The organism is Paucibacter sediminis (assembly GCF_030254645.1).
GTDB classification, from domain to species: domain Bacteria; phylum Pseudomonadota; class Gammaproteobacteria; order Burkholderiales; family Burkholderiaceae_C; genus Paucibacter_B; species Paucibacter_B sediminis.
In genome coordinates, this window is the sequence record NZ_CP116346.1 from 5,172,925 (window position 1) to 5,198,346 (window position 25,422).

At 69.4% G+C, this 25,422-nt stretch carries 22 protein-coding genes; 6 read left to right on the forward strand and 16 right to left on the reverse strand.

The genetic code is table 11. The features are described 5' to 3' along the window. Positions 1-13 precede the first annotated feature (13 nt). Genes PFX98_RS23975 through PFX98_RS23990 form a run of 4 tightly spaced genes read right to left on the reverse strand, consistent with a single transcriptional unit; the run spans position 14 to position 3,298 of the window. Entirely contained in the window at positions 14-913 is a 900-nt protein-coding gene (locus PFX98_RS23975; RefSeq protein ID WP_285235689.1) for an SDR family oxidoreductase, read from the reverse strand. Continuing rightward, positions 907-1,848 carry a glutathione S-transferase family protein gene (locus PFX98_RS23980; protein ID WP_285232981.1) on the reverse strand — a complete coding sequence of 314 codons (942 nt, stop codon included), beginning with the start codon at positions 1,846-1,848 and terminating at the stop codon, positions 907-909. The genes PFX98_RS23975 and PFX98_RS23980 overlap by 7 nt, the downstream gene beginning before the upstream one ends. Beyond that, complete coding sequence (locus tag PFX98_RS23985; RefSeq protein WP_285232983.1) at positions 1,845-2,279, reverse strand: GNAT family N-acetyltransferase; 435 nt, start codon at positions 2,277-2,279, stop codon at positions 1,845-1,847. The genes PFX98_RS23980 and PFX98_RS23985 overlap by 4 nt, the downstream gene beginning before the upstream one ends. Next, complete coding sequence (locus tag PFX98_RS23990) at positions 2,279-3,298, reverse strand: NADP-dependent oxidoreductase (RefSeq protein ID WP_285232985.1); 1,020 nt, start codon at positions 3,296-3,298, stop codon at positions 2,279-2,281. Before PFX98_RS23990 ends, PFX98_RS23985 begins: the two co-directional genes overlap by 1 nt. 248 nt (positions 3,299-3,546) lie before the next feature. Here PFX98_RS23990 and PFX98_RS23995 point away from each other — a divergent pair, with 248 nt between their 5' ends. Next, entirely contained in the window at positions 3,547-5,115 is a 1,569-nt protein-coding gene (locus PFX98_RS23995; protein WP_285232986.1) for a methyl-accepting chemotaxis protein, read from the forward strand. Here the strand turns inward: PFX98_RS23995 and PFX98_RS24000 are convergent. Genes PFX98_RS24000 through PFX98_RS24040 form a run of 9 tightly spaced genes read right to left on the reverse strand, consistent with a single transcriptional unit; the run spans position 5,087 to position 14,755 of the window. Next, entirely contained in the window at positions 5,087-5,572 is a 486-nt protein-coding gene (locus PFX98_RS24000) for a PaaI family thioesterase (RefSeq protein WP_285232987.1), read from the reverse strand. The genes PFX98_RS23995 and PFX98_RS24000 overlap by 29 nt on opposite strands. A 5-nt stretch (positions 5,573-5,577) precedes the next feature. Next, the gene (locus PFX98_RS24005; protein ID WP_285232989.1) at positions 5,578-6,372 is read right to left on the reverse strand and encodes an SDR family oxidoreductase; all 795 of its coding nucleotides are present in this window, start codon (positions 6,370-6,372) and stop codon (positions 5,578-5,580) included. Between the two features lie 18 nt (positions 6,373-6,390). Next, the gene (locus PFX98_RS24010) at positions 6,391-8,205 is read right to left on the reverse strand and encodes an acyl-CoA dehydrogenase (protein WP_285232990.1); all 1,815 of its coding nucleotides are present in this window, start codon (positions 8,203-8,205) and stop codon (positions 6,391-6,393) included. A 28-nt stretch (positions 8,206-8,233) separates the two neighbouring features. Continuing rightward, positions 8,234-8,653, reverse strand: coding sequence for a PaaI family thioesterase (locus PFX98_RS24015; RefSeq protein WP_285232991.1), 420 nt, complete (start codon positions 8,651-8,653; stop codon positions 8,234-8,236). Positions 8,654-8,657: 4 nt separating this feature from the next. Continuing rightward, positions 8,658-9,074 (reverse strand): PaaI family thioesterase, encoded by a 417-nt coding sequence (locus PFX98_RS24020; RefSeq protein ID WP_285232992.1) that lies wholly within the window; start codon positions 9,072-9,074, stop codon positions 8,658-8,660. A gap of 16 nt (positions 9,075-9,090) precedes the next feature. Further along, the gene (locus tag PFX98_RS24025) at positions 9,091-9,954 is read right to left on the reverse strand and encodes an SEL1-like repeat protein (protein ID WP_285232993.1); all 864 of its coding nucleotides are present in this window, start codon (positions 9,952-9,954) and stop codon (positions 9,091-9,093) included. Positions 9,955-9,961: 7 nt separating this feature from the next. Further along, positions 9,962-11,137 carry an acetyl-CoA C-acyltransferase gene (locus PFX98_RS24030; protein WP_285232994.1) on the reverse strand — a complete coding sequence of 392 codons (1,176 nt, stop codon included), beginning with the start codon at positions 11,135-11,137 and terminating at the stop codon, positions 9,962-9,964. A 31-nt stretch (positions 11,138-11,168) separates the two neighbouring features. Continuing rightward, the gene (locus PFX98_RS24035) at positions 11,169-12,653 is read right to left on the reverse strand and encodes a M20 family peptidase (protein ID WP_285232995.1); all 1,485 of its coding nucleotides are present in this window, start codon (positions 12,651-12,653) and stop codon (positions 11,169-11,171) included. 5 nt (positions 12,654-12,658) lie between these two features. Beyond that, on the reverse strand, positions 12,659-14,755 hold the full coding sequence (locus tag PFX98_RS24040; RefSeq protein ID WP_285232996.1) for a 3-hydroxyacyl-CoA dehydrogenase NAD-binding domain-containing protein: 2,097 nt from the start codon (positions 14,753-14,755) through the stop codon (positions 12,659-12,661). A gap of 188 nt (positions 14,756-14,943) precedes the next feature. On the opposite strand from PFX98_RS24040, the gene PFX98_RS24045 reads away from it, so the two are divergent. The 5 genes from PFX98_RS24045 (at position 14,944) to PFX98_RS24065 (ending at position 19,825) form a co-directional block, all read left to right on the forward strand. Then, positions 14,944-16,707, forward strand: coding sequence for a GGDEF domain-containing protein (locus PFX98_RS24045; protein ID WP_285232997.1), 1,764 nt, complete (start codon positions 14,944-14,946; stop codon positions 16,705-16,707). Positions 16,708-16,876: 169 nt separating this feature from the next. Then, positions 16,877-17,293 carry a hypothetical protein gene (locus PFX98_RS24050; RefSeq protein WP_285232998.1) on the forward strand — a complete coding sequence of 139 codons (417 nt, stop codon included), beginning with the start codon at positions 16,877-16,879 and terminating at the stop codon, positions 17,291-17,293. Between the two features lie 24 nt (positions 17,294-17,317). After that, on the forward strand, positions 17,318-17,773 hold the full coding sequence (locus PFX98_RS24055) for a GNAT family N-acetyltransferase (RefSeq protein WP_285232999.1): 456 nt from the start codon (positions 17,318-17,320) through the stop codon (positions 17,771-17,773). Continuing rightward, positions 17,770-19,014 (forward strand): esterase/lipase family protein, encoded by a 1,245-nt coding sequence (locus PFX98_RS24060; protein WP_285233000.1) that lies wholly within the window; start codon positions 17,770-17,772, stop codon positions 19,012-19,014. Before PFX98_RS24055 ends, PFX98_RS24060 begins: the two co-directional genes overlap by 4 nt. A 52-nt stretch (positions 19,015-19,066) precedes the next feature. Next, positions 19,067-19,825 (forward strand): substrate-binding periplasmic protein, encoded by a 759-nt coding sequence (locus tag PFX98_RS24065; protein ID WP_285233001.1) that lies wholly within the window; start codon positions 19,067-19,069, stop codon positions 19,823-19,825. 9 nt (positions 19,826-19,834) lie between these two features. Here PFX98_RS24065 and PFX98_RS24070 read toward each other — a convergent pair whose 3' ends face one another. Genes PFX98_RS24070 through PFX98_RS24080 form a run of 3 tightly spaced genes read right to left on the reverse strand, consistent with a single transcriptional unit; the run spans position 19,835 to position 25,392 of the window. After that, entirely contained in the window at positions 19,835-22,285 is a 2,451-nt protein-coding gene (locus tag PFX98_RS24070) for a Lon protease family protein (protein ID WP_285233002.1), read from the reverse strand. A gap of 18 nt (positions 22,286-22,303) precedes the next feature. Next, positions 22,304-24,586: an ATP-dependent DNA helicase gene (locus tag PFX98_RS24075; protein WP_285233003.1), complete on the reverse strand. Its 2,283-nt coding sequence runs from the start codon at positions 24,584-24,586 to the stop codon at positions 22,304-22,306. After that, positions 24,583-25,392, reverse strand: a complete 810-nt coding sequence (locus PFX98_RS24080; protein WP_285233004.1) for a hypothetical protein — start codon at positions 25,390-25,392, stop codon at positions 24,583-24,585. The genes PFX98_RS24075 and PFX98_RS24080 overlap by 4 nt, the downstream gene beginning before the upstream one ends. Between the last annotated feature and the right edge of the window lie 30 nt (positions 25,393-25,422).

Consider the following 25,422-nt stretch of genomic DNA (forward strand, 5'->3'; position numbering starts at 1 on the left):
CCGTTCGGGACGCTCAAACGGTCTTGAGCGCCTCGCGCAGCTTCTGCCCCAGCTCGGGCTTGTCCTTGAAGGGATCGCTGGGGTTGCGCAGCTGCATCACGTCTTCCAGGCGGGTCTGCACGCCGGCCAGCGAATGCGGATGGCTGAAGACATAGAACTGCTCGTGATCCATGGCATCGAACACCATGGCCGCGACCTGGGCGGCGGTGAACTTGCCGGCGTTGACCGCCTTGTCGCTCATGGCCTGGCCGATCAGCTGGCTCCGGGTGGGGCGGCTGCCGGCCATCTCGGCGGGGCGGTTGCGATGGCTTTGCGCAATGCCGGTGGGCACGAAGAAGGGGCACAGCACCGAGCAGTGGATCTGCTCGGTCACCAGGGCCAGGTCTTGATAGAGCGTCTCGCTCAAGGCGACCACCGCGTGCTTGGAGACGTTGTAGACGCCCATGTTCGGCGCGTTGAGCATGCCGGCCATCGAGGCGGTGTTGACGATATGCCCTTCATAGCCCGGGTCGGCCTCGGCGGCCGCCAGCATCATGGGCGTGAACAGGCGCACGCCATGCACCACGCCCATCAGGTTCACGCCAAGCACCCATTCCCAATCGGCCAGGCTGTTCTCCCAGACCAGGCCGCCGGAGCCGACGCCGGCGTTGTTGAAGACGAAATGCGGCGCACCGAAGCGCTGCTGCACCGCCGCCGCCAGCGCCTCCATCTCCGCGGCCTTGCTCACATCCACCCGCATGGCCAGCAGGGCGTGGCCGTCGAACTCGGCCGCGGCCCGCTCCAGCGCATCGGCCTGCACATCGCACAGCACCAGATTCATGCCGCGCTGGGCGGCCAGGCGCGCCACTTCCAGGCCGAAGCCCGAGCCCGCACCGGTGATCACCGCCGTCTTGCCCTGATAGTTCTTCATGATGCTTGGTCCTCGTCCTTGCGCAGGGCGTAGCCGATGCGCGGGAAATGCACATGCAGCAGGCCGGCACGGGCGTCGCTGCGTTCGATGGTGATGCGTTCGTGGTTGAGCCCCACCAGGCGGCCTTGCACCGGGTCGCTGGCATAGTCGGTGGCCGACACCTGGACCGGCGCGCCGGCGGAAAAGCCCTGCTCGGGCTGCACCGTCACGGCCTCGTGCCGGCCGGCCTCGCGGGCGATGGCGAGCGCCGCCTCGCTGTCAAGCCGCTGCGCCTGGCCATGGCCAAAGGCGGCAACGCGCTTGAACCAGTCGGCCAGCGCCGCATAAGGCGCCAGGATGGCGTCCACCGGCGGCGCACGCCGGATGTACCAGACGCTCTGCGCCACCGAGAAGTCCGCCACCGAGGGCTCGGCGCCGAGCAGGAAGGCACGGCCGTCCTTGAGCAACAAGCTCTCCAGCCAGCCCAAGTAGCTCTGCAGCGCGGCGGCCGCATCACGCGCGCTCGGGCGCTTCATGCCGGCCGTCATGGCGGCGCGGTCGGCCGCGAAGGCCTGCAGGAACTCGGGCGGCGCGCCGGCAAAGATGGCGGCGGCGCCGGCCGGTTGCATGGTGTAGGGGATGGCGGCCCAGAACAGGTCGGAGTCGGCCCATTGCGCCAGCAGCGGGGCCATGCCGGCGGCCGCCACCGGATACAGCGTGGGCGCGGGATGGCGCGCCTCGATCACCTGGCACATCAGCGCGCTGTCGCAGTAGATGTCGGCCCCGATCTGCAGAAAGGGCGTGCGCCGGTAGCCGCCGGTGAGCGCCACCACGTCGGGTTTGGGCAGCATCACCGGCACCGTGACGCTCTGCCAGGCCAGGCCCTTGTAGCCCAGCACCAGCCGCATCTTCTCGGAGAAGGGCGAGCCGGCGTAATGGTGCAGTATCAATTCGCTCATGAGACCTCCTGCCGCATGTCGATATGGGGGATGCCGTCCTCGTCGTAGACCGCCGAGACCGGCGCAAAACCCAGGCTGGCATAAAAGCCCTGCAGATAGGCCTGGGCCTGCAGGCTCACCGCCTGGCCCGGCCAGCGCCGCGCGCATTCGGCCAGGGCCTGCTGCATCAGCGCGCGCCCCTGGCCCTGGCCGCGCGCCTGCGGCGCGGTCAGCACACGGCCGATCTTGGGCCCGTCCAGCAGGCGCGCATAGGCAAGCAGCCGGCCGTCCTCGGCCAGGCCCAGCAGATGCCAGGCCTGCAGATCCTGGCCATCGGGGTCCAGATAGACGCAGGCCTGCTCGACCACGAATACCTCGGACCGCAGGCGCAGCACCGCGTAGAGGGTGCGTGCGTCCAGTTCGTCCAGGCGTGCACAGCGCCAGCTCAGCATCAGATCAGCTTGACGATCTGCTTGCCGAAGTTCTTGCCCTTGAGCAGGCCCAGGAAGGCCTCGGGCGCGCTGGCGATGCCTTCGGCCACGCTCTCGCGGTACTTGAGCTTGCCGGTGGCCACCAGGGTGCCCAGCTCCTTCAGTGCCTCGGGCCAGACCTCCATGTGCTCGGAGACGATGAAGCCCTCGATCTTCATGCGGTTCACCAGGATCAGCTGGGGCGCGCTCATCGGGATGGGCTCGCCGTTGTAGCCGGAAATCATGCCGCACATGGCGACGCGGCTGAAGGCATTGGCGCGCAGCAGCACGGCGTCGAGGATCATGCCGCCGACATTCTCGAAATAGCCGTCGATGCCGTTCGGGCAGGCGGCCTTGAGCGCGGCCGAGAGCGACTTCACGTCCTGGTGGGCCTTGTAGTCGATGCAGGCATCGAAGCCCAGTTCCTCGACCACGTAGCGGCATTTGTCGGCGCCACCGGCGATGCCGACGGCACGCGCGCCGCGCACCTTGGCAAGCTGGCCCACCGCACCGCCGACGGCGCCGCTGGCGGCGCTCACCACCACCGTCTCGCCCGGCTTGGGATTGATGATCTTGACCAGGCCGTACCAGGCCGTCACGCCCGGCATGCCCACCGCGCCCAGATAGGCCGAGAGCGGGATATGGCTGGTGTCGACCTTCTGCAGCACGCCGCGCTGGCTGGCATCGACGAGCTGGTACTCCTGCCAGCCGCCCATGCCCACCACCTTGTCGCCCGGCTTGAAGTTGGCATTGAGCGACTCCACCACCTCGCCCACGGTGCCGCCCAGCATCACCTCGCCCAGCGGCTGGGGTTGGGCATAGCTCTTGCCGTCGTTCATGCGGCCGCGCATATAGGGGTCCAGGCTCAGGTAATGGTTGCGCACCAGTACCTGGCCCTCGGTCAGCGCCGGCACGGCGGCCTCGACCAGCTTGAAGTTCTCGGCCGTGGGCTCACCCTGCGGGCGCGAGGCCAAATGAATCTGATGGTTGATGCGGCTCATGGGCTAGAACTCCTGGTGAACAAAACACGATGCCGCGATTGAATCACGCGCGCCGGGGCGGCAAAGTCCCATGGGCGACAAAAAAGCACGACCGTTCTAAAACAGCCGGGAGCGGCAATCGGCCACGGCGAGCGCGCAATCAAACCCGCCAAAAAGGCCTTGATCCACTCGCATTGCCGCCCTCGCTGAGGTGGAATACAAGACTGACCGGGCCCGCGCCCGGCCACAGCAACAAGGAGCACCGGGAAATGCAGTTATCCGATTACAAGATCTCCATCAAGCTGGTCGCGAGCTTTCTCGCCGTGGCCCTGATCGGCGCCGCGACGGGCAGCTTTGCCGTCTACAACATGAACCGCATCAACGATGCCGACAGCGATCTCTACGACCACGAGACCATCGGTCTGTCGCTGGTGAAGGAAGCCAATGTCGAGCGCCTCAAGGGCGTGGTGGCGCTGCGCGACGCCATCCTGGCCACCGATGGCCAGGAGCGCGAGAGCTACCTCAAGTCGGCCCAGGGCAGCCGCGATCTGGCCCTGAGCCTGATCGAGCAGGCCGGCGAGCATGTGCGCAACGACAAGGCCAAGCAAAGCCTGGCGCAGCTGCAAAGCGATTGGGGCAAGGACAAGGCCAGCACCGAGGGCCTGATCCAGCGCATCGCCAAGGCCGACCTCAACACCTCCAACGACACCCTCAAATTCCTCAAGAGCGAGTACGCGCCCAACAGCGTCGCCGTCGGCAAGGCGATGAGCCAGCTCTCGCAGCTCAAGGAGGGCGACGCCAAGGACATCTCCGACGCCAACGACGCGCTCTACACCAGCAGCCGCAACATCACCTTCGTGCTGATCGTGCTGGGCGTGGTGGCCGGCGTGGCGCTGGGCCTGGCCATCAGCCGCCATGTGACCCGGCCGCTGGAAGAGGCGGTGCGCGCGGCGCAGCGCATGAGCGAGGGCGACATGACCCAGAGCCTGCGCAGCAGCGGCAAGGATGAGACCTCGCAGCTGCTGCAGGCGCTCGAGACCATGCGCCAGCGCCTGCGCGACATCGTCGCCACGGTGCGCGGCAATTCCGAGAGCGTGGCCACCGCCAGCGCCGAGATCGCCCAGGGCAATTCGGACCTGAGCCAGCGCACCGAGGAGCAGGCCAGCGCGCTGGAGGAAACCGCCGCCACCATGGACCAGCTGGGCGCCACCGTGCGCAACAACGCCGACAGTGCCCAGCAGGCCAATCAGCTGGCCCTGGGCGCCTCCGATGTGGCGGCGCGCGGCGGCGAGGTGGTGGCCCAGGTGGTGCAAACCATGGGCGGCATCAACGAGAGCTCACGCAAGATTGCCGACATCATCACGGTGATCGACGGCATCGCCTTCCAGACCAATATCCTGGCGCTGAACGCGGCCGTGGAAGCCGCGCGCGCCGGCGAGCAGGGGCGCGGCTTCGCGGTGGTGGCCTCCGAGGTGCGCAGCCTGGCCCAGCGCAGCGCCGAAGCGGCGAAGGAGATCAAGTCGCTGATCGGCGCCAGCGTCGAACGCGTGGAGCAGGGCAATGCCCAGGTGGCGCGCGCGGGCGAGACCATGGAAGAAGTGGTCAACGCGATCAAGCGCGTCACCGACATCGTCGGCGAGATCAGCTCGGCCAGCCGCGAGCAGAGCTCGGGGGTCTCTCAGGTGGGCGAGGCCATCACCCAGATGGACAAGGTCACGCAGCAGAACGCCGCCCTGGTGGAGCAGAGCGCCGCCGCGGCCGAAAGCCTGAAGCAGCAGGCCGAGGAGCTGGTGAGCGTGGTGTCGGTGTTCAAGCTGGATGCTCACCACCATCACTGAGCGACTCTGAGCGCTGCAGCGGCTTCAGCGCCCTGCCCCGCCCCGGCAGCGCCTTCAGGTATTTGAAGGTGGCGGTGGCATGGGCGCAGAGCTTGCCGTCCTCGCCCAGCACCGAGCCTTCGCAGAAGGCCATGGTGGTGGAGCGGTGCAGGAGCTTGCCGATGGCGCGCAGCTCGCCCTCGCCGGGGCGCATGAAGCTGGTCTTCATCTCGATCGTCACCACGCCCGGGCCGAAGCCCGGCTGATCGCGGTGGATGCTGCGCGCGGCATGCGCCATGGCCACGTCCAGCAGCGTCATCAGCACGCCGCCATGCGCCACCTCCCAGGAGTTGAGGTGGCCCTCCTTCAGGTCCACGCGCAACTCCGCCACCCCCTCGCCCATGCTGTGCAGCTCGAAGCCGAGCTGCTCGACAAAGGGGATATGGACGGGGAAGGACAGCTTGGTCTTGCTCGACATCGATCTCAGGCTCCGTGAATGGCGGAGACGCCGCCATCCACGGCCAGGATCTGGCCGGTGATGTGTTTGCCCGCCCTGGAGGCGAACAGCAGGGCGGCGCCCTTCAGGTCCTCATCATCGCCGATGCGATTGAGCGGCGCCTTGGCCGCCATGTTCTCCTCGCCCAGGGCAGCCAGCAGGCCCTTTGTCATCTTGCTGGGGAAGAAGCCCGGCGCCAGGGCGTTCACCGTGATGCCGTAGGGGCCCCATTCACCCGCCAGCGCGCGCGTGAAGTTCACCGCCGCGCCCTTGCTGGTGTTGTAGGCCAGGGTCTTCATCGCCGGGGTATTGCCCGCCAGCCCGGCGATCGAGGCGACGTTGATGATGCGGCCGTAGCGGCGCGGGATCATGCTGCGCTTGCCGACCTCCTGGCTCATCACGAACAGGCTGCGGATATTCAGGTTCATGACCTTGTCCCAGGCCTCGACGGGATGATCCTCGGCCGGTGCACCCCAGGTGGCGCCGGCATTGTTCACCAGGATATCGATCTGGCCCAGGCGCTCCAGCGTCTGCGTGACCACGCCGCGCGCCTGCGCCTCGTCGGCCGCGTCGGCGGCGATCCAGCGCGCATCGATGCCGCGCGCCTGCAGGTGCGCCACGGCCTCCTCCAGATCACTGGCCTTGCGCGAGCTCAGCATGATCTTGGCGCCGGCCTCGCCCAGGGCCTCCGCAATCTGCAGGCCCAGGCCGCGCGAGCCGCCGGTCACCAGGGCCACCTGGCCGCTGAGGTCAAACAGTTCCTGTACTTTGGTATTGCTCATCATCGTCTCCGTTGTGTCTTAGAACCACGCGTCCTGCATGTCACGCGCGACGGGCTCGCGGCTCGCCGCCACCGCCAGCCAGGCGCCAATCTTGGGCAGCTCGTAGGTAAAGAAGTAGCGTTGCGCGGCCTGCTTGCCGCGCGCGAAGTCGCTCTCGCCCTGGGCCGCCAGCACCACGTCCAGCCACAGCCAGGCCAGTACCACATGGCCGAAGGCCTGCATATAGGGCGTGGCATTGGCGAGTGCCTCTTCGGGATTGCTGGTGGACCAGGCCGCCTTGGTGGCCTTGCCCACCTGGGCCAGCGCCGCGGCGAGCTCGTTGGCATGTTGGGCAAGAGCTGGCACCTGGACTGCCGCCTGCACCGTCTCGTTGATGCGCCCGGCCAGCGCCAGCAGGGCGCTGCCGCCGTTCATCACCACCTTGCGGCCCAACAGGTCCAGGCCCTGGATGCCATGCGTGCCCTCGTGGATCATGTTGAGGCGGTTGTCGCGCCAGTACTGCTCCACCGGGAAGTCGCGCGTGTAGCCGTAGCCGCCTAGCACCTGGATGGCGAGGCTGTTGGCCTCCAGGCACCATTCGCTGGGCCAGCTCTTGGCGATCGGGATCAGCACCTCCAGCAGCAGGCCGGCGGCCGCCGCCTGCGCGGGCGTGCCGCTGTGCTGCTCGTCCACCAGGCGGGCGCAGAACAGCTCCAGCGCCAGCGCCCCCTCCACATAGCTCTTCTGCGCCAGCAGCATGCGCTTGACGTCGGCATGCTCGATGATGGGCCGCTGCGGCGCAGCGGCATCCTTGCCGGCGGCCGTCATGGGGCGGCCCTGCGGCCGCTGGCGCGCGTACTCGAGGCTGGCCTCGTAGCCGGCATAACCCAGCATGGTGGCGCCCAGGCCCACGCCGATGCGCGCCTCGTTCATCATGTGGAACATGCACTTCAGGCCTTCGCCGGGCCGGCCCACCAGATAGCCGATCGCACCGCCCTGCCCGCGCGGCTGGAAGCGGCCCTCGCCGAAGTTCAAGAGGCAGTTGGTGGTGCCGCGGTAGCCCAGCTTGTGGTTGAGGCCGGCCAGCGCCACGTCGTTGCGCTCGCCGGTCAGCTCGGCGCGCTCGTTCACCAGATGCTTGGGGCAGATGAACAGCGAGATGCCGCGCGTGCCGGGGATGGTCTTGCCATCCGGCCCGGGGATCTTGGCCAGCACCAGGTGCACGATGTTCTCGCTGATCTCGTGCTCGCCGGCCGAGATCCACATCTTGTTGCCCTTGAGGCGGTAGCGCGGGCCCAGCGGGTCGGCCTCGAAGCCTTCGCCATCGGGTTCGGCGCGCGTGGCCACGTCCGACAACGAGGAGCCCGCCTGCGGCTCCGACAGGCACATGGTGCCGAACCAGCGCCCGGCGAACTCGTTCTTCGCGAACACCTCCTGCTGCAGCGGCGTGCCATGCGCCATCAGCAGATTGGCATTGCCGTTGGTGAGCATCACATAGCCACCCATGGCGATATTGGCCTTGCTGAAGAAGGCATTGGCCGCCATCTCGATCACGCAGGGCAGTTGCATGCCGCCAAGCTCGTAGTCCTGCGCCGCCGCCAGCATGCCGGATTCCACATAGGCGGCCAGCGCCGCGTGGGTGGACTCGGGCAGGTGCACGCGCTCGCCATCGAAGTGCGGCTCCTGCGTATCGGCCAGGCGGTTGAAGGGCGCGAACTTTTCGCGCGCGATCTTCTCGCAGGTGTCCAGCACCGCGGCAAAGGTCTCGGCGCTGTGCTCGGCGAAGCGTTCGCGCTGGGTCAGCTCGCTGACCTTGAGCCAGTCGTGCAAGAGGAATTCCAGGGTCTGGCGCAAGGCGCTCTCCTCGATGAATGGGGGATGACTAGATCTTCACGACGGCCATGGTGGCCGAGAGCCGCGCCACCAGCTGCGACGCACCGTCGGCGTCGCAAAACACGTCGGCCTCGGTAAACATGAGCTGGCGGCCGGGCTTGATGACGCGCGCCTCGCAGCGCAAGACCTGACCCTTGGCGCCGCGCAGCAGGCTCAGCTTGAGCTCGGCCGTCACCGTCATATGGCCCTCGGGCACCAGGGTCTGGGCGGCACCGCCGGCGCTGTGATCGGCCAGGGTGGTGATCACGCCCGCATGCACCACGCCGCTGTGCTGCAGATGGCGCGGCTCGATGCGCAGGCGGCTGTGGCACAGGCCGGCGCCCACCTCGGTGAGCTCGGCGCCCAGGTCCGCCACAAAGGGCGCGGCGCGGAAGATGCGCTGATACTGGGCCAGGCGTTCGTCGCTCATGGCTTCAGCCCAGCTTGACGATGGTGCCCTGCGCCAGCGCGCAGAGCTTCTCCGCCCCGTCCGCGACGGCATAGACCTCGCAGCGGCAGACCGCCTGGGTCTTGCTGACATGCACCGCCTCGGCGCGCGCGATCAGGCGCTCGCCCAGGCCGGGCCGCAGATAGTTGATCTTGAACTCGGAAGTCACCACCGGCACCTGCATGGCGGTGCCGCCTGCATAGGTCAGGGCGTTGTCGGCCAGGTAGCTGATCACGCCGCCATGGGCAAAGCCGTTCTGCTGCTTGAGCTGCTCGCGCAGCGCGAGCTGCAACTCGGCACGCCCGGGCGCCAGGGCGCTGAGCTCGGCGCCCAGCAGCTGGCTGAAGGCCTGCTGGGCCAGCACCTCGCGGCCCATGTTCAGAAAGACTTGCGGGTCCACCATCGCCACTCACCTTGCTTCAATGACTGCGCATGCCGTCCACGCGCAGACGGATGCGCCAGCCGGCATCCACCTGGGCCGGCCGCGGGAAGCGCACCAGTGCATCGCGCGCCACGCGTTCCACCTGGGTCGCCAGCTCGCCTCGGGCCACCTCGGCCTGCTTGGCGCGCAGCTGATCGGCCGAGGGGTCGTTGGCATAACCCTGCATCTGCATGGAGCCACCGGCCTGGGTGATGCGCGCGCGCAGCTCCTTGCCCTCCTGCTGCAGCTGCGCATAGGCGACGTTGAGCTTGCCCTGCGCCGGCTGGTAGTCCAGCGCGACGCCGTCGCCGGCGTCCTCGGCGGCCTGGATGGTGAAGTCGGCGTCCAGCACGGCCAGCAGGCCGCTGACATGCACGCAGGCATCCAGCTGGCCCGCGGGCCAGGCCGTCAGCACCTTGGCAAAGGCCTCGGCGTCAGCGCGCGAGCCGGGCGCGACGACACAGGCCGCCGGCAGCGGCAAGCCGGCCTGCAGAGCCCACCAGAGCGCCGCGCCCTTGTCCGGGCCGGCCGCCGGCGAGGCGTAGAGCGCCGTCAGGCGCGCGCGCGCGCCCACGCCCCCGAGGTCCGCGGCGCGCATATACAGGCGCACCGCACGCTCGAGATTGGGCTTCAGGCACAGGCCCTGCTCGAACATCGCGCCGCCCAGCATCAAGGCCTCGGCCGTGCCGCCCGCCAGGGCCTGGTTCAGCTCGCGCACCGCGGCCACGCAGTCCTTGGCCTCGATGGCCTTGACCACGGCGCGCGTGGCGTCGGGCGACGCGGCGGCCTGCGCCGGGATCAGGGCGGCGGTCAGCGACAGGGCACAGGCAAGGCGAGCAAGTTGGCGGGCAGCAGATTTCATTTTGAGTTCAGAGGACTTCGAAGACACCGGCGGCACCCATGCCGCCACCGATGCACATCGTCACACAAACTCGCTTGGCGCCGCGGCGCTTGCCCTCGATGAGGGCATGGCCGGTGAGGCGCTGGCCCGACACGCCATAGGGGTGGCCCACCGCGATGGCGCCGCCGTTGACATTCAGGCGGTCCATCGGGATGCCCAGCGTGTCGGCGCAATACAGCACCTGCACGGCAAAGGCCTCGTTGAGTTCCCAGAGGTCGATGTCGGCCACCGTCAGGCCCAGCTTCTTCAGCACCTTGGGCACCGCGAACACCGGGCCGATGCCCATTTCGTCGGGCTCGCAGCCGGCCACCGCAAAGCCCAGGAAGCGGCCCAGGGGCTTGAGATTGTGGCGCTGGGCGTAGTCCTCGCTCACCACCACGCAGGCGCCGGCGCCGTCGGAGAACTGGCTGGCATTGCCGGCCGTGACCACGCCGCCGGGCATGGCCGGACGGATGTTCTTGACGGCGTCATAGGTGGTGCCCTCGCGCAGGCCCTCGTCGGCGCTCACCGTCACCTGCCTGGTGGTCAGGCCCATGACCTTGTCGGCCACGCCGGCCGTCACCGTGATGGGCACGATCTCGTCGGCGAACTTGCCGGCGGCCTGGGCCGCGCAGGCCTTCTGCTGGCTCTCGGCACCGTAATGGTCCATGCGCTCCTTGGCGATCTGGTAGCGCTGCGCCACGGTCTCGGCCGTCTGCAGCATGCTGAAGTAGATCTCGGGCTTGTTCTTGGCATGCCAGCTGTCTTCCAGCATGTGGCGGTTCATTTCCTGCTGCACGCAGGAAATGCTCTCCACGCCGCCGGCCACATAGACGTCGCCCTCGCCGGCGATGATGCGCTGCGAGGCCATCGCGATGGTCTGCAGGCCGCTGGAGCAGAAGCGGTTGATGGTGACGCCGCTGACCGTGATGGGCAGGCCGGCGCGCAGCGCGATCTGGCGCGCGATATTGGCGCCGGTCGCACCTTCCGGGTTGGCGCAGCCCATCAGCACATCCTCGATGTGCGCGGCCTCGATGCCGGCGCGCTCGACGGCGGCCTTGACCGCATGGCCGCCCAGGGTGGCGCCGTGGGTCATGTTGAAGGCGCCCTTCCAGCTCTTGGCCAGGGGGGTGCGGGCGGTGGAAACAATGACGGCCTTGCTCATGGTGCTACCTCGTTGAATGGCTGGATGTTCATTACTTGGCGGCTTCGCTCACCAGGCGGTGATAGAAGCGGATCATTTCCGCCACGTTGGCGGTGGCGATGCGTTCGTTGGTGCCGTGGAAACGGCTCAGGTCCTCGGGCTTGGCGCGCACCGGCGAGAACCTGAAGATGTGCTCGGAGATGGCGGCGAAGTGGCGCGAATCGGTGGCGCCGGTCATCAGCCCCGGTGCCACCAGGGTGCCCGGGAAGACCTCGCGCAGCGTGGTGGCCACGCGCCGGTAGGCCGCGCTGTCGGTGGGCGAGACGGGCGAAGGCTCGGACGAGCCCGGCAGGGTGTAGAGCTCGAACTTGTCGGCGCCCTGCGGCGGCAGGCTGGCCTTCACGTGCTCCAACAGCTGGGCCTGGCTGTCGCCCGGCAGCAGGCGGAAGTTCACCGTCGCCTGGGCCTCGCCGGGCAGCACGTTGTCCTTGTTGCCGGCATTGACGATGGTCAGCGCGGTGGTGGTGCGCATCAAGGCATTGGTCGAGCCTGCATGCTCCAGCTGCCGCGCGACGATGGGCCCGAACAGCCAGAGATTGGACAGGGCGACGCGGCTGAAGCCCTGCATCTCCGGCGCGATCACGTCGAACATCTCGCGTGCGATGCCGCGCACGCCGCCGGGCAGCTGGTCGTCGTCCAGGCGCTTGAGCGCGGCGCTCATCATTGCGATCGCACTGGTGCCCTTGGGCGGCGGCATGCTGGAATGGCCCGGCGTGGCCGGCACCTTCAGCACCACCGACATATAGCCCTTCTCGGCAATGCCGATCAGCGCCGCCGGCTTGTCCAGGCCCTTCAGGATGCCCTCGGTGATGAGCAGGCCCTCGTCGATGACGAAGTCCAGCTTCACGCCACGCTGCTGCAACAGCTTGGCGATCTCGGCCGCGCCATGCAGGCCGCCCACTTCCTCGTCGGCACCAAAAGCCAGGTAGATGGTGCGGCGCGGCTTGAAGCCGCTGGCGGCCAGCATCTCCACGGCCTCCATCTGCGCGATCAGATTGCTCTTGTTGTCCCAGGCGCCGCGGCCCCAGACAAAGCCATCCTTCAGCGTGCCGGCAAAGGGCTGCTCGCTCCAGCGGCCTTCGGTGCCGGGGGCGATCGGCACCACGTCCTGGTGCGCCAGCATCAGCATCGGCGCGGCCTGGGCGTCGCTGCCCTGCCAGCGGTAGAGCAGGCTGTGGCCGCCCACCAGCTCGCGCTGCAGCAGCGCATGGGCCTTGGGATAGTCGCGCTGCAGCTGCTCATGCAGGGCCAGGAACTGATCGCGGTTGAGCTCGGGCTGATCGTGCGAGGAGACGGTGCGCAGCCGTATCGCCGCGGCCAGGCGCTGGGCCGCGCCGGCCTCGTCCACCGCCAGCACCGGCAGCGGCGCCACCTCGATCTGGCGCGAGCCCTTGCGCCAGGTGTTGATGGCCACGGCGGCCACCAGCACCAGCAATGCCGCGAGCAGCGCCAGCAGGATTCGCTTGACGATGAGCATGCGGCTCACTCGTTAAAGCCCTTGCCCTGCTCCACCAGGCGCGCCAGCAGCGGCGCCGGCTGCCAGAACTTGCCATCGTCCAGCGGGTTCTTGGCAAAGCGCTTCATCGCCTGCACGACGTTGAAGAGGCCCACCGTGTCGGCATAGCACATCGGGCCGCCGCGCCACAGCGGGAAGCCATAGCCGGTGAGGTAGACCATGTCCACGTCCGAGGCGCGCTGCGCAATGCCTTCTTCCAGCAGGTGCGCGGCCTCGTTGACGAGGGCGAACACCAGGCGCTGCACGATCTCCTCGTCGCTGATCTGGCGCGGCGTGATGCCCAGGGCGGCACGGTGCTTCTCCAGCATCTCCACCACCACCGGCGAGGGGATGGCGTCGCGCTTGCCCGGCACATAGTCGTACCAGCCGGCGCCAGTCTTCTGGCCATAGCGGCCCAGCTCGCAAAGGCGGTCGGCGCTGGCCGAGTAGCGCAGGTTCGGCTTCTCCTGGTAGCGGCGCTTGCGGATCGCCCAGCCGATATCGTTGCCGGCCAGGTCGCCCATGCGGAAGGGGCCCATCGCGAAACCGAACTTCTCGGCCGCCTTGTCCACCTGGGCCGGCGTGCAGCCCTCGTCCAGCAGGAAGCCGGCCTGGCGGCTGTACTGCTCGATCATGCGGTTGCCGATGAAGCCATCGCACACGCCCGAGACCACCGCGGTCTTCTTGATCTTCTTGGCCAGCTGCATCACCGTGGCCAGCACGTCCTTGGCGGTGGCCGCACCGCGCACCACTTCCAGCAGGCGCATCACATTGGCCGGGCTGAAGAAGTGCATGCCCACCACGTCCTGCGGGCGTTGCGTGAAATTGGCGATCTTGTTGACGTCCAGCGTCGAGGTGTTGGAGGCCAGGATGGCGCCGGGCTTCATCACCGCGTCGAGCTGCTTGAAGACCGCCTCCTTCACGCCCAGCTCCTCGAACACCGCCTCGATCACCAGATCGGCATCGCCGATGTCGGCGTAGTTGAGCGTTGTCGTCAGCAGCGCCATGCGGGCCGCGTACTTGTCTTCCTTGAGCTTGCCCTTCTTGACCTGGGCCTCGTAGTTCTTGCGGATGGTGGCGACGCCGCGGTCCAGCGCCTCCTGCTTGGTCTCCAGCATGGTCACCGGGATGCCGGCGTTCAGGAAGTTCATGCTGATGCCGCCGCCCATGGTGCCGGCGCCGATCACCGCCACCTTGGCGATGCTGCGCGTGGGCGTGCCCTCGGGCACGTCGCCGATCTTGCTGGCGGCGCGCTCGGCAAAGAAGGCGTGGCGCAGGGCCTTGGACTCGGGCGTCATCATCAGCGCCAGAAAGCCCTCGCGCTCGGCCTTCATGCCGTCCTCGAACTTCATGTTCACGGCCGCGGCCACCGCCTCCAGGCAGCGCAGCGGCGCCGGGAAGTTCTTGCTCATCGCGCCCACGGTGTTGCGGGCGAACTGGAAGAAGGCCTGGTTTTCGGGATGGCGCGCCTTCAGATCGCGCACCTTGGGCAGCGGGCGTTTGTCGGCCACCTCGGCCGCCAGGGCCAGCGCACCCGCCATCAAATCGCCCTCGACGACGCGGTCGAACAGCTTCTGGCCCGGGATCTGCGCCAGCAACTCGCTGTTGACCGGCTCGCCGCTGACGATCATGTTCAGCGCCGGCTCCACGCCCAGGGCGCGCGGCAGGCGTTGCGTACCGCCGGCGCCGGGCAAGAGGCCCAGCTTGACCTCGGGCAGCGCAATCTTGGCGCCCGGCGACACCACGCGGTAATGGCAACCCAGGGCCAGTTCCAGGCCACCGCCCATGCACACCGTGTGGATGGCGGCCACCACCGGCTTGCTGCAGTTCTCCACCACCGCAATCAGGCTGTGCAGGCTGGGCTCGGCGAGCGCCTTGGGGCTGCCGAATTCCTTGATGTCGGCGCCGCCCGAGAAGGCCTTGCCGGCGCCGGTGATGACGATGGCCTTGACGGCCGCATCGTTCTCGGCCCGCTCGACGCCTTCTGCGGCGGCCTTGCGGGTGGCATGACCCAGGCCGTTGACGGGCGGGTTGTCCAGGGTGATCACGGCGACCGAGCCGCGGACTTCGTAAGTGGCAGTCATTGCAAAACCCTTTGTGAATCAAGCAGCAAAAATAGAACGATCGTTCGATTCTAGGCAGAGGCTCTGGAAATTGTTTGTCTCTGTTGTGACAAGGCGCGCAGCAACACGGCGGCGCCGCCACGGCACCCGCAAAATGCCGCATGCCCTCTCACTCGACACTTCGCGTTTACCCTTGCATAACACCAAAAATGCGCACCCTGACGTACACCAGCCTGGCCTTGCTGGCCCTGCTGATGCTGGGTGCCAAGCAGCCCGATGCCGCACCGCCGAGCCAGCGCCTGCAGGCCCTAGCCGAGCATTGCTGGGCCGATGCCGTGGCCCAGCCCGAGGCCGCGCTGCGGGCGCTGGACCCCGCCATCGCCGAGAGCGCCCTGCTGGGCCTGGCGCGCACCCATGCCGAGCTGCGCCTGTGCCGTGGCTATGCGCAGGAGCAGCTGCAGCGGCCCGTGCCGGCGCTGCAGGACTATGAGTTCGGCGTCGCCGAGGGCCAGCGCCTGAACGCCGCCACCCTGCTGGCCGACGCGCTCTCGCTGCGCGGCGAGGCGCGCTATCTGCAGGGCCTCTACAGCCAGGCCCTCACCGACCTGAAGCGCGCCTACGAGATCAACGTGACGCTCAAGCGTGCTGCGCAGCAGAACTACGCGCTCAACGCGATCGCCAATCTCTACGCCGATGCCAATGTGGGCGATTACGACCGCGCCATCGACTATTACCGCCAGCTGCTCAAGCGCCATGAGGCCGACGGCGCGCAGCAGGAGATCGCCACCGCCCACTACAACCTGGGCAGCACGTTGGAGCGCAAGCAGGACTATGCGGCGGCGCTGGAGGAGTTCCGCCAGGCCGAGGCGCTGGAGCGCCGCCGCCAGCAGCCGCTGGAGGCCGCCTATGTGCAGCGCTCCATCGGCACCGTGCTGGGCAAGCTGGGCCGGACCGCCGAGGCCCTGCCCATCCTCGAGCAGGCGCTCAAGGTCTTCGAGGCCGCCGGCCATGCCGACCGCGCCGCCCAGACCCGGCTCTCGCATGCGGTGGTGCTGCGCCAGCTGGGCCGGCTGCGCGAGGCGCTGGCCGAGCTGGAACAGGTGCGCGAGTACTTCGAACGCGAGCGCAGCGATCGCTTCCTCGAGAAGATCCACGACGAGCGCGCGCTCACGCTCAGCGGCCTGGGTGAATGGCCGCGCGCGCTGCGGGCGCGCGAGCAGCAGCTGGCCCTGGTGCGCCGCCTGGCCGAGCAGGCCAAGAGCCAGCAGACCTCGCGCCTGCGCGTCGAGTTCGACAGCGCCCGCAAGGAGCAGGAGAACCGCGAGCTCAACGCCGAGAACCTGCTGCGCAGCCAGGCCCTGGCGAGCGCGCAGGCGATCCAGCATCTGCAGCTGACGGCGCTGGCGCTGGGCACCGTGGCCCTGCTGGCCCTGGTGGCGCTGGGGCTGCGCCAACGCAGCCATGCCCAGCGCATGCGCACCCTGGCCATGACCGACGAGCTGACGCGGCTGCCGAATCGCCGCCATCTGCAGATGCTGGCCGAGGCGCAGCTGGCCGCGGCCCAGGACGGCGGCACGCCGCTGGCCGTGCTGGCGCTAGACATCGACCACTTCAAGCGCATCAACGACCAGCATGGCCACGACGCCGGCGACCAGGTGCTGCGCCGTGTCGCCGCGGCCGCCCAGGCGGTGCTGCGCCGCAACGATGTGCTGGGGCGCACCGGCGGCGAGGAATTCGTAGCCCTGCTGCCCGGCGCGAGCGCCGAGGTGGCCATGGAGGTGGCCGAGCGCATGCGCGCCGCCGTCGCGGCCCTGCAGATGGACGAGATTGCACCCGGCCTGCGCGCCAGCATCAGCCTGGGGGTGAGCCCCTGCCAGGCGGGCGAGCGCGCCCTGCACCCGGTGCTCAAGCGCGCCGATGCCGCGCTCTACCGCGCCAAGGCGGCGGGGCGCAATATGGTGGTGCTGGCGTGATGCGCCGGAACGCGTTTAGAATCGCGCCCTGACGGGCCTTGCGCCCCTCGCCGCCGATTTACCAACTACTTGCGGGCGGACTACAAATACGGCTAAAGCGTTGCGGCTCCGAACAGCCCCGGGCCGGCAAACGCCGGTGACACCTGGGCCTTTCGGAGCTTTTTCATTCATGCACGGACTTGCCAGCTTTGACCGCCTGCTGACGCGCGGCCGAACCGACAACCTCGCGCCCGGCGCCCCAAGCCCATCGCGCCAGCTCATCAGCCCCGCGGGTGACGCCGTCGCCCGCCTGCCCTTCCCCTGCGCACCCGACGCCATCCTGCGCGCCGCGCACCGCATCGCCGCCGACGACTGGCTGGGCGTGATCGCCGACGACGGCCGCCAGACCGGGCTGGCCAGCCCCTGGCGCCTGGCGCTGCTGCGCGCCGACCGCCATGGCCAGCCGCGCCTGAGCCGCGACGCCGGCCCGCTGTGGCTGAGCGCCGCGCTGCCGGCCCGGCCGGGCCTGCGCCCGCAGGCGCTACGCCAGCACCTGCAAGTGCTGGCCCTGCAATCGCTGTGGCAGGCCGGCTGGCGGCTGGCGTAACAAGGCTTCGGGCATGATGGCCGCATGCCCACCATGAAGACCCTGCTGCGCCCGGCCTCGGCGGCCGACCTGCCCGCCATCTGGGCGGTGCGCTACGCCGTCACCGAGAACACCATTCCGCGCGGCATCATCCCCGACGAGGAAGTGCGCCAGGCCATCGAGGAGCGCGGGCGCGGCTGGGTGATCGAGGAGGTCGACGCCTTCGGCCGGCGCCTGGTGGCCTTCGGCATCGTGCATGCGGACGACGGCTGCGTCTGGGCCCTGTTCGTGCATCCGCAGGCGCATGGGCGCGGCTACGGCCGGCGCCTGATGGCCGAGATGACCGGCTGGCTGTGGGAGCAGGGCCTGCAGACCCTGTGGCTTACCACCGGCGCCGGCACGCGTGCCGAGGCCTTCTACCGGCGCCTGGGCTGGCGCTGCAGCGGCAGCACGCCCAAGGGCGAGCTGCGTTTCGAACTGCAACGCGAGGCCCAGCCATGAAGAAGCCGCCCACCGACCATGCGCTGCGCCACCTGCGCGCCAGCGATCTGCGCGCGGCGGCCCAGCTCGCCACCCAGGCCACCGCCAGCGTGGCGCGCATGGCCGAGGGCGTGCATCAATCGGTCTGGCAGACCCTGGGCGCGCCGGGCGGCAAGCGCGCCGAGCAGGCGCGCGGCATCACCGGCCTGGTCTACCAATGCGTGCAGGGCGTCAACGCCCTGGTGGGCAAGGGGCTGGACGGCGCCCTGCGCGCGCTGCAGCCGCTGTTCGAGCGCATCGACCAGTCCCGCCCCGACAGCCCTGAGCGCGCCGCGGTGCTGGCCGCGCTCAACGGCGTGATGGGCGATCACCTGCGCGCCAGCGGTAATCCGCTCGCCCTCGACATGACGCTGCGCTGCCAGGGTCAGGTCTTGACGATGGAAAACCTGCCCACCGTGCTGGCGGCGGCCGGGCCGGTGACGGCCAAGCCCCTGCTCTTCATCCACGGCCTGTGCATGAACGAGCTGCAATGGGGCGGGCAACATGCGCAGGCCCTGGCCGCGCTGGGCTACACGCCCATCTACCTGCGCTACAACACCGGCCTGCACACCTCGCAGAACGGCCGCGAACTCGCCGCCCTGCTGGACCAGCTGCTGCGCGCCTGGCCGCAGCCGCTGCAGGCGCTGGACTGCGTGGTGCACAGCATGGGCGGCCTGGTGCTGCGCAGCGCGCTGCAGATCGCGCAGGCAAGCAGCCTGCCCTGGGCCGCGCTGGTGCGGCGCATCGCCTTTCTCGGCACCCCCCACCATGGCGCGCCGCTGGAGCGCGCCGGCAACTGGGTGGACGTGCTGCTGGGCAGCACCCCCTGGTCGCGCCCGCTCGCCAGGCTGGGGCAGCTGCGCAGCGCCGGCATCACCGACCTGCGCTACGGGCTGGTGCAGGACGCCGACTGGCAGGGCCGCGACCGCTTCCGCCGCCAGCCCGACCAGCGCCAGCACCTGCCCCTGCCCGCGGGCATCGCCTGCTACACCCTCGCCGCCACGCTGGCGCCGCAGCGCGGCCTGCTGGCCGACCGCCTGCTGGGCGACGGCCTGGTGCCGCTGCGCAGCGCCCTGGGCCAGCACGACGAGCCGGCGCGCTGCCTGGACTTCGCGCCGGCGCGCCAGGCCATCCTCTACCGCACCGGCCACATGGCCCTGCTCGACGCCCCCGCGGTGACGCAACAGCTGCTGGCCTGGTTCGAGCCTCAAGAGCCGCCATGAAGGGATGAGGCGGGTGCAATAATCCCAGCCCTGGACTTTGACTGAAGCCTCTATGCCACGCAGCTGGGCCCTTGCTGCCATCCTGGTGCTCGCTGCAGGCGCGGCGGGCGCCCATGCCCTCAAGGTCTGCATCCCCTCCAACCCCTTCCCGCCGATCAGCTTCCCGGACCATGAGGGTCAGGGCCAATGGCTGGTGCGCAAGGCGGTGGAACGCCAGGGCGGCACGGTCAGCTACGAGGCCGTGCCCTGGCCGCGCTGCGTCAAGGGCGTGCAGACCGGCGACTACGACGCCGCCATCCCGCCCACCGTGACCCTGGCCGCCAGCATCGCGCTGCCGATGCGCGACGAGAAGACCGTGGACGACGCCAAGGCCCTGGGCAACACGAATATGGTGGTGCTGCGCCGGCTGGGCAGCAAGCCCGGCTGGGACGGCAGGGCCTTCAGCGGCCTGAGCACGCCGGTGATCTTCAACCGCGGCATCGTCTCGATCCGCGACAAGCTGGCCGCCCTGGGCGTGGCCGGCGACGAGGGCGCGCAGCCGAACGAGTCGATGCTGCAGAAGCTGCTGCGCGGCCGCGGCGAGCTGCTCATCATGAACGGCAACGCCGCCCTGGTGGAGCTGGCCGAGGCCGAATACGCGGGCAAGCTGGAGATCCTGCCCGAGCCCTTCATCGTCATGACCGGACACCTGGGCTTCAACAAGAGCTACTACCTCGCCAACCGCGCCTTCGTCGAGGCGGTCTGGAGCGGCATCGCGCGGCTGCGCAACTCGGCCGAGTGGCAGAGCGTGGCGCCGGGGCTGGCGAAGTAGCGGCCGGCCTCAGCCGCGCTGGCGCGGCTCGCCATGGCGCCGGCCAAAGGGGCGCAGGGCGCGGCCCGCCGCGCGCGCCGGCGGCTCGCAGGCATGGCGGTAATCCTGCAGCGTCTTCTGCGCCCGGCCCAGCACGCTGTCGGGCGCATAACCATGCGGGCCCAGCGCGCCGAAAGCCTGGCCGCTGAGCAGTTCCATGCCCTCGCTGGCCAGCTCGGCCGTATAGATGTGGAAGCGCCCCGCGGCCACCGCGTCGACCAGACGCGGCGCCAGCATCAGGTGGCGGCGGTTGCGGTGCGGAATCAGCACGCCCTGCTGGCCATCCAGGCCCAGCAGCTCGCAGCTGCGGAAATAGCCCTCGATCTTCTCGTTAATGCCGCCCACCGGCAGCATCTCGCCATGCTGGTTGAGCGCGCCCGTCACCGCGATGCCCTGGCGCAGCGGCAGGCCCGCGAGGGCCGAGAGCAAGGCATAGAACTCGGCACAGGAGGCCGAGTCGCCCTCCACGCCGTTGTACTCCTGCTCGAACACCACCGCGGCGTTCAGCGCCAGCGGTGCGATATGCGCGAACAGCCCGGCCAGGTGGCTGTGCAGGATCAGCACGCCCTTGTCGTGGATGGGGCCCGACATCTCGACCTCGCGCTCGATATTCAGCAAGCCCTCCTCGCCCGCATGCGTGGAGGCAGTGACGCGTACCGGGAAGCCGAACTGGTAGTCGCCCAGGTCCACCACCGTGAGGCCGTTGACCTGGCCGACGCGCGTGCCGGCCACCGCCAGCAGGCGCTCGCCATCGGTGATCGATTCCTGCAGGCGCTGCTCGGGGTAGTCGTGCCGATGCTGGCGCGCCGCCAGCGCCGCCTGCACATCCTCGCTCGCAACCAGGGCCGCGCCGCGCGCGCGCGCCACCGCCGCGGCCTCCACCAGCAGGCCGGCGCTGTGCGCAAAGATGGCGCTCTGACGCGCCTGGTCCTCGGCCTCGCGGTGGGTCTGCTCGATCAGGGCCGCCACCGCCGGCGCGCTGAAATGCGGCAGGCCCAGCTTGCGGCAGCTGTGCGCCACGAAGATCGCGGTGGCGCGCCGCGCCTCGGGCGTGGCGGCAAAGCTCTCGGCGAAATCGACCTTGCAGCGGAAGCGCCGCGCAAAGTCCGGGTCGCCCTCCTGCACCAAGTAGAAGTCTTCCACCGAGGCGATCAGCACCAGCTTGACATCCACGTCCACCGGCTCGGGCTGCAGCGAGACCGCGCCGATCGGCGCCAGCGCCATGCCGGCCTCCTCGATCTGCAGCCGGCCGCTGCGCAGGAAACGGCGCAGCTTCTCCCACACCGCCTCGTCGGTAAGCAGGTCGCGCAAATGCAGCATCAGAAAGCCGCCATGCGCCTTCAGCAGGCTGCCGGCGCGGATGCGCGAAAAATCGGTCACCAGCAGGTCGCGCTCGGCCTCGTACTCGATGCTGCCGAACAGCGAGCGGAACACCGGGTTGTCGTCGCTGATGACCGGGGCGCCGCTGCTGCCATGGTGGTCCACCACCAGGTTGACGCGCAGGCGCGCGAGCAGCTCGGCCAGCGCCGCGGCGCGGCCCTCGTCGGGCTCCTCGCCCTGCTGGAACAGCTCCAGGCTGGCCAGCACCTCCTGCAGGGCGCGATCCAGATAAAGCCCTAGCTTGACGGCATCCTTGATCTGCTTGCGCAGCCGGTTGCGGATCTGCTGCAGCGCATGGTCCAGCATGGGCTTGAGCAGCTGGCGCCGCAGCGCCGCCAGCTGCTCCAGCATCAATAACTCCTTGGCGCGGGTGAGCTCCAGAAAGCGGCCGATCTGCTTGCGCAACTCCTCCTCGGCGGCGTCGCAGGCGCTGCGCTGCGCCGGCGTCAGCGTCATCGCCTTGGCGGCGGTGAGCGGCTCGCCGGCCTCGTCGCGCTGGGTGAAGACCATGCGGCCCTGTTCCCGCATCAGGCCGAAGTTGCGCGCCTCGGCAAAGGCGCTGAGCTCGGCATAGGCGGCCGACTCCTCGGCCTTGTAAGCACCCTCCAGGCGCTCGCAGCCGGCGCGCACATCGGCGTCCATCAGACGCTTGGGAATCTCGCTCTGCAGAGTCTTGGCAAACTCGGCCATCAGCTGGCGCAGCAGCCGCCCCTCGCCGGCCGGCAGGCGCAGGGCGAGCGGATGCTCGGGCACCTCGAAGTTGTGCAGATAGCAGAGGTCGGGCGGCACCGGCCGCAGCAAGGCCTCCTGCTTCATCATCTCCAGCAGCAGCGAGCTGCGGCCGCTGCCCACCTCGCCCAGCACGAACAGGTGGTAGTCGGGCTGCTGCATGCGCAGGCCGAAGCGCGCCGCCTGCTCGGCGCGCTCCTGGCCTATCCAGGGCAGGGCCTGGTCGAGCAGCTCGGAGGTATCGGCAAAGTCCAGCGTGGCGGGGTCGACCGTGAGGCGCAGCTCGGCGGCGGAGAGTTTGGCAATGCTCATGCGGCGATTGTGCGCCGCCTAGCTGGCCCGCAATGACCACCAACGCGGCAGCAAGGCCTGCACCTCGGCGCGCGCATAGCGATCGTCGATCAGGTGCAGCACGCCCTCGTCCTCGGTCGTGCGTATCACCCGCCCGGCCGCCTGCACCACCTTCTGCAGGCCCGGGTAGAGGTAGGTGTAGTCGTAGCCGGCGCCGAACAGCTGCTGCATGCGCGCACGGATCTGCTCGTTGACCGGGTTGATCTGGGGCAGGCCCAGGGTGGCGACAAAGGCGCCGATCAGGCGCGCGCCGGGCAGGTCGATGCCCTCGGAGAAGGCACCGCCCAGCACCGCCAGCGCCAGGCCGGCGCTGTGCTCGGTGAAGCGGGCCAGGAACTGCTTCTGCTCGGCCTCGCCCATGCGCCGCGACTGCGCCCACACCGGCAGCTGCGGCTGCTGCGCCGCCAGCACCTCGGCCAGCTGCTCCAGATAGGCATAGCTGCTGAAGAAGGCGATGTAGTTGCCGGGGCGCGCCGCGTACTGGCGCGCCATCAGCTCGGCCATCGGGCGCAGCGAGGCCTGGCGGTGCGCATAACGCGTGGAGATGCCGCGCGCCACGCTGACCCGCAGCTGCTCGGCCGCAAAGGGCGAGCCCACCTCGATCTGCAGATGCTGCTCGGGCAGGCCGAGGAGCTTGGCGTAGTAGTCGGCCGGCTGCAGGGTGGCGGAGAACAGGGTGCTGCTCAGTGCCGCCTCCAGGCGCGGGCGCAGAAAGGGTGCCGGCAGCACATTGCGCAGGCACCAGCAGAGGCCGGCGCCGCCCTCCTCCCGGCTGCTGTCGACGATCGAATGGCTGCCCAGCTGCTCGGCCATGCGCAGGAAATGCAGGGCCTCGAAATAAAAGGCCTGCAGCGCCGCATCGGGCTCGGCGGGGTGCTCGGCGAAATGCTCGCCGATGGCGGCACTGCACAGCTGAAGTGGCGCAAGCAGCGCCTCGGGCAGCGCCTCGTGCACCTGGTAGGCCTCGGCCTGCGCCTTGGCCAGGGCCGTGCCGGCGCGCTGCAGCTTGCCCAGCGCCTTCTTCAGCGGCGCGTGCTTGCGCGCCGCGGGCGAACGCCGCGCCTGCGCCAGCGTGTCGGGCAGGAGCTCGGCGCTGTACATCTTGCGGCCGCGCTCCACCAGGTTGTGGGCCTCGTCCACCAGCAGGGCCACGCGCCACTGGTTGGCCTGCGTCAGGCCGTGCAGCAAGGCGCTGACGTCGAAGAAGTAGTTGTAGTCGCCCACCACCACGTCGACCCAGCGCACCAGCTCCTGGCTCAGGTAATAGGGGCAGACCTGGTGCGCCAGCGCCAGCTCGCGCAACTTCGCCCGGCCGAGCTGGTGCTCCTGCGCGGCGGCGGTGCGTGCTGCCGGCAGGCGGTCGTAAAAGCCCTGGGCCAGCGGGCAGGACTCGCCATGGCAGGCCTTTTCGGGATGCTCGCAGGCCTTCTCGCGCGCCACCAGCTCCAGCACGCGCAGCGGCAGCGGCGCCAGCCGTTGCAGGCCATCCAGCGCGAGCTGGCGGCCCGAACTCTTGGCGGCCAGGAAGAAGATCTTGTCCAGCGCTTTCGCCGGCGCCGCCTTCAGCAGCGGGAACAGCGTGCCCAGGGTCTTGCCGATGCCGGTGGGCGCCTGGGCCAGCAGGCAGCGCTGGTTCACAGCCGCCTTGTAGACCGCCTCGGCCAGCGGCCTCTGGCCCTGGCGGAACTCGCCGAAGGGAAAGCTCAGGCGCTGCAGCGCCGCATCGCGCTCGCTGCGCTGCGCCAGCTGCTGCTGCGCCCAGGCCAGGAAGCGCTCGCCATGCAGCTCGAAATGCGCCTGCAGCTCGGCGGCGCTGCGGGTCTCGGTGAACAGCGTCTCCTGCTGGTTGCCGACATTGAAATACACCAGGGCCAGCTCCAGCGCCGCCAGCCCTTCCTGCTGGCACAGCAGATGGCCGTAGATGCGCGCCTGCGCCCAGTGCAGCGCGCGGTGCGAGGTCGGCTGGGTCTCGAGCCGGCCCTTGTAGGTCTTGACCTCCTCCAGGCGCTGACGCACCGGGTCGTAGCCGTCCGCGCGGCCGCGCACCTGCAGCGTTTGCTTGTAGCTGCCGCTCAAGCCCACCTCGGCTCTGTATTCGGTCTGGCCGCCGGCACCGCGCCGCGCGGCCACGGTGACATGGCCGGCCATGCCCTCCAGCGCGCTGGGCGCGGGCGTGAAGCGCAGGTCCAGGTCGCCCTGCTTGGCGGTGAACTCGCAGAGCTCGCGCACCGCGACGCTGTAGACGGCGGGCGCGGTGCTCAAGCGGCGGCCTGCGCGTCGTCGCCCAGCGCGGCCAGCGCGGCCTGCGGCGCATCCGTCTCGCTGCGCAGCGGCACGGCCTTGGCCAGCGCCAGCCAGACCGCGAAGGGCAACTTGCAGGGCTGGTGCTGGGCCGGGCGCAGCAGTTCGAAGCTGCCCTCCTCCAGCGTGCCATGCAGCACCCAGACGCCAAACTGCGCGGGGATCTCCACCGGCTTGGCCACACCGGCCGGGAACACGTAATAGACCTCGCTGCACAGCCATTGATAGGCCTGGCGCTTGGCGGCATGGCGCAGGTCGGCAAGCAGATCGGCGCGGCTGAACTTGACCTCGTGCACCAGCGGCTGCAGATAGGCCTCCACCGAGGTATTGCGCACCGAGAACAGATCGGGCCGCGCCATGCGCCAGACATGCCGGGCCGCGCGCGCGGGGGCCGGCTCGTCCCACAACGGCACCGCCTCGCGCAAGGCCGGTGGCAGCTCGGCCGGCGCCTCGGTCTCGATCTGGGCGCGCAGCGAGAGCTCGCGCCAGACGATGCGGCCGCCCGCCATCAGCTGCTCGGCGAACTTCTGCGCCAGCCGGTCATGGCCGCTCAGCGCCCTGACGTTCTGCTGGCGCGCCTCGGCCAGCCACTGGATGCCGGCCGGGCTCAGGCGCAGGGTCTCGCGCCCGTCCGCGGCGAGGTGCAGATCCAGCATGCCGGCCGCCAGCAGATCGATCTCGAGCGCGTCCTTGCAGGGCCAGCCGGCCGAGCGCCAGACCTGCATCAGGCGGCTGCGGTGGCTGCGACTCAGGGCGGGCGGGCTCATCCCACTGATTATAAATACAGTAGCCAGCCG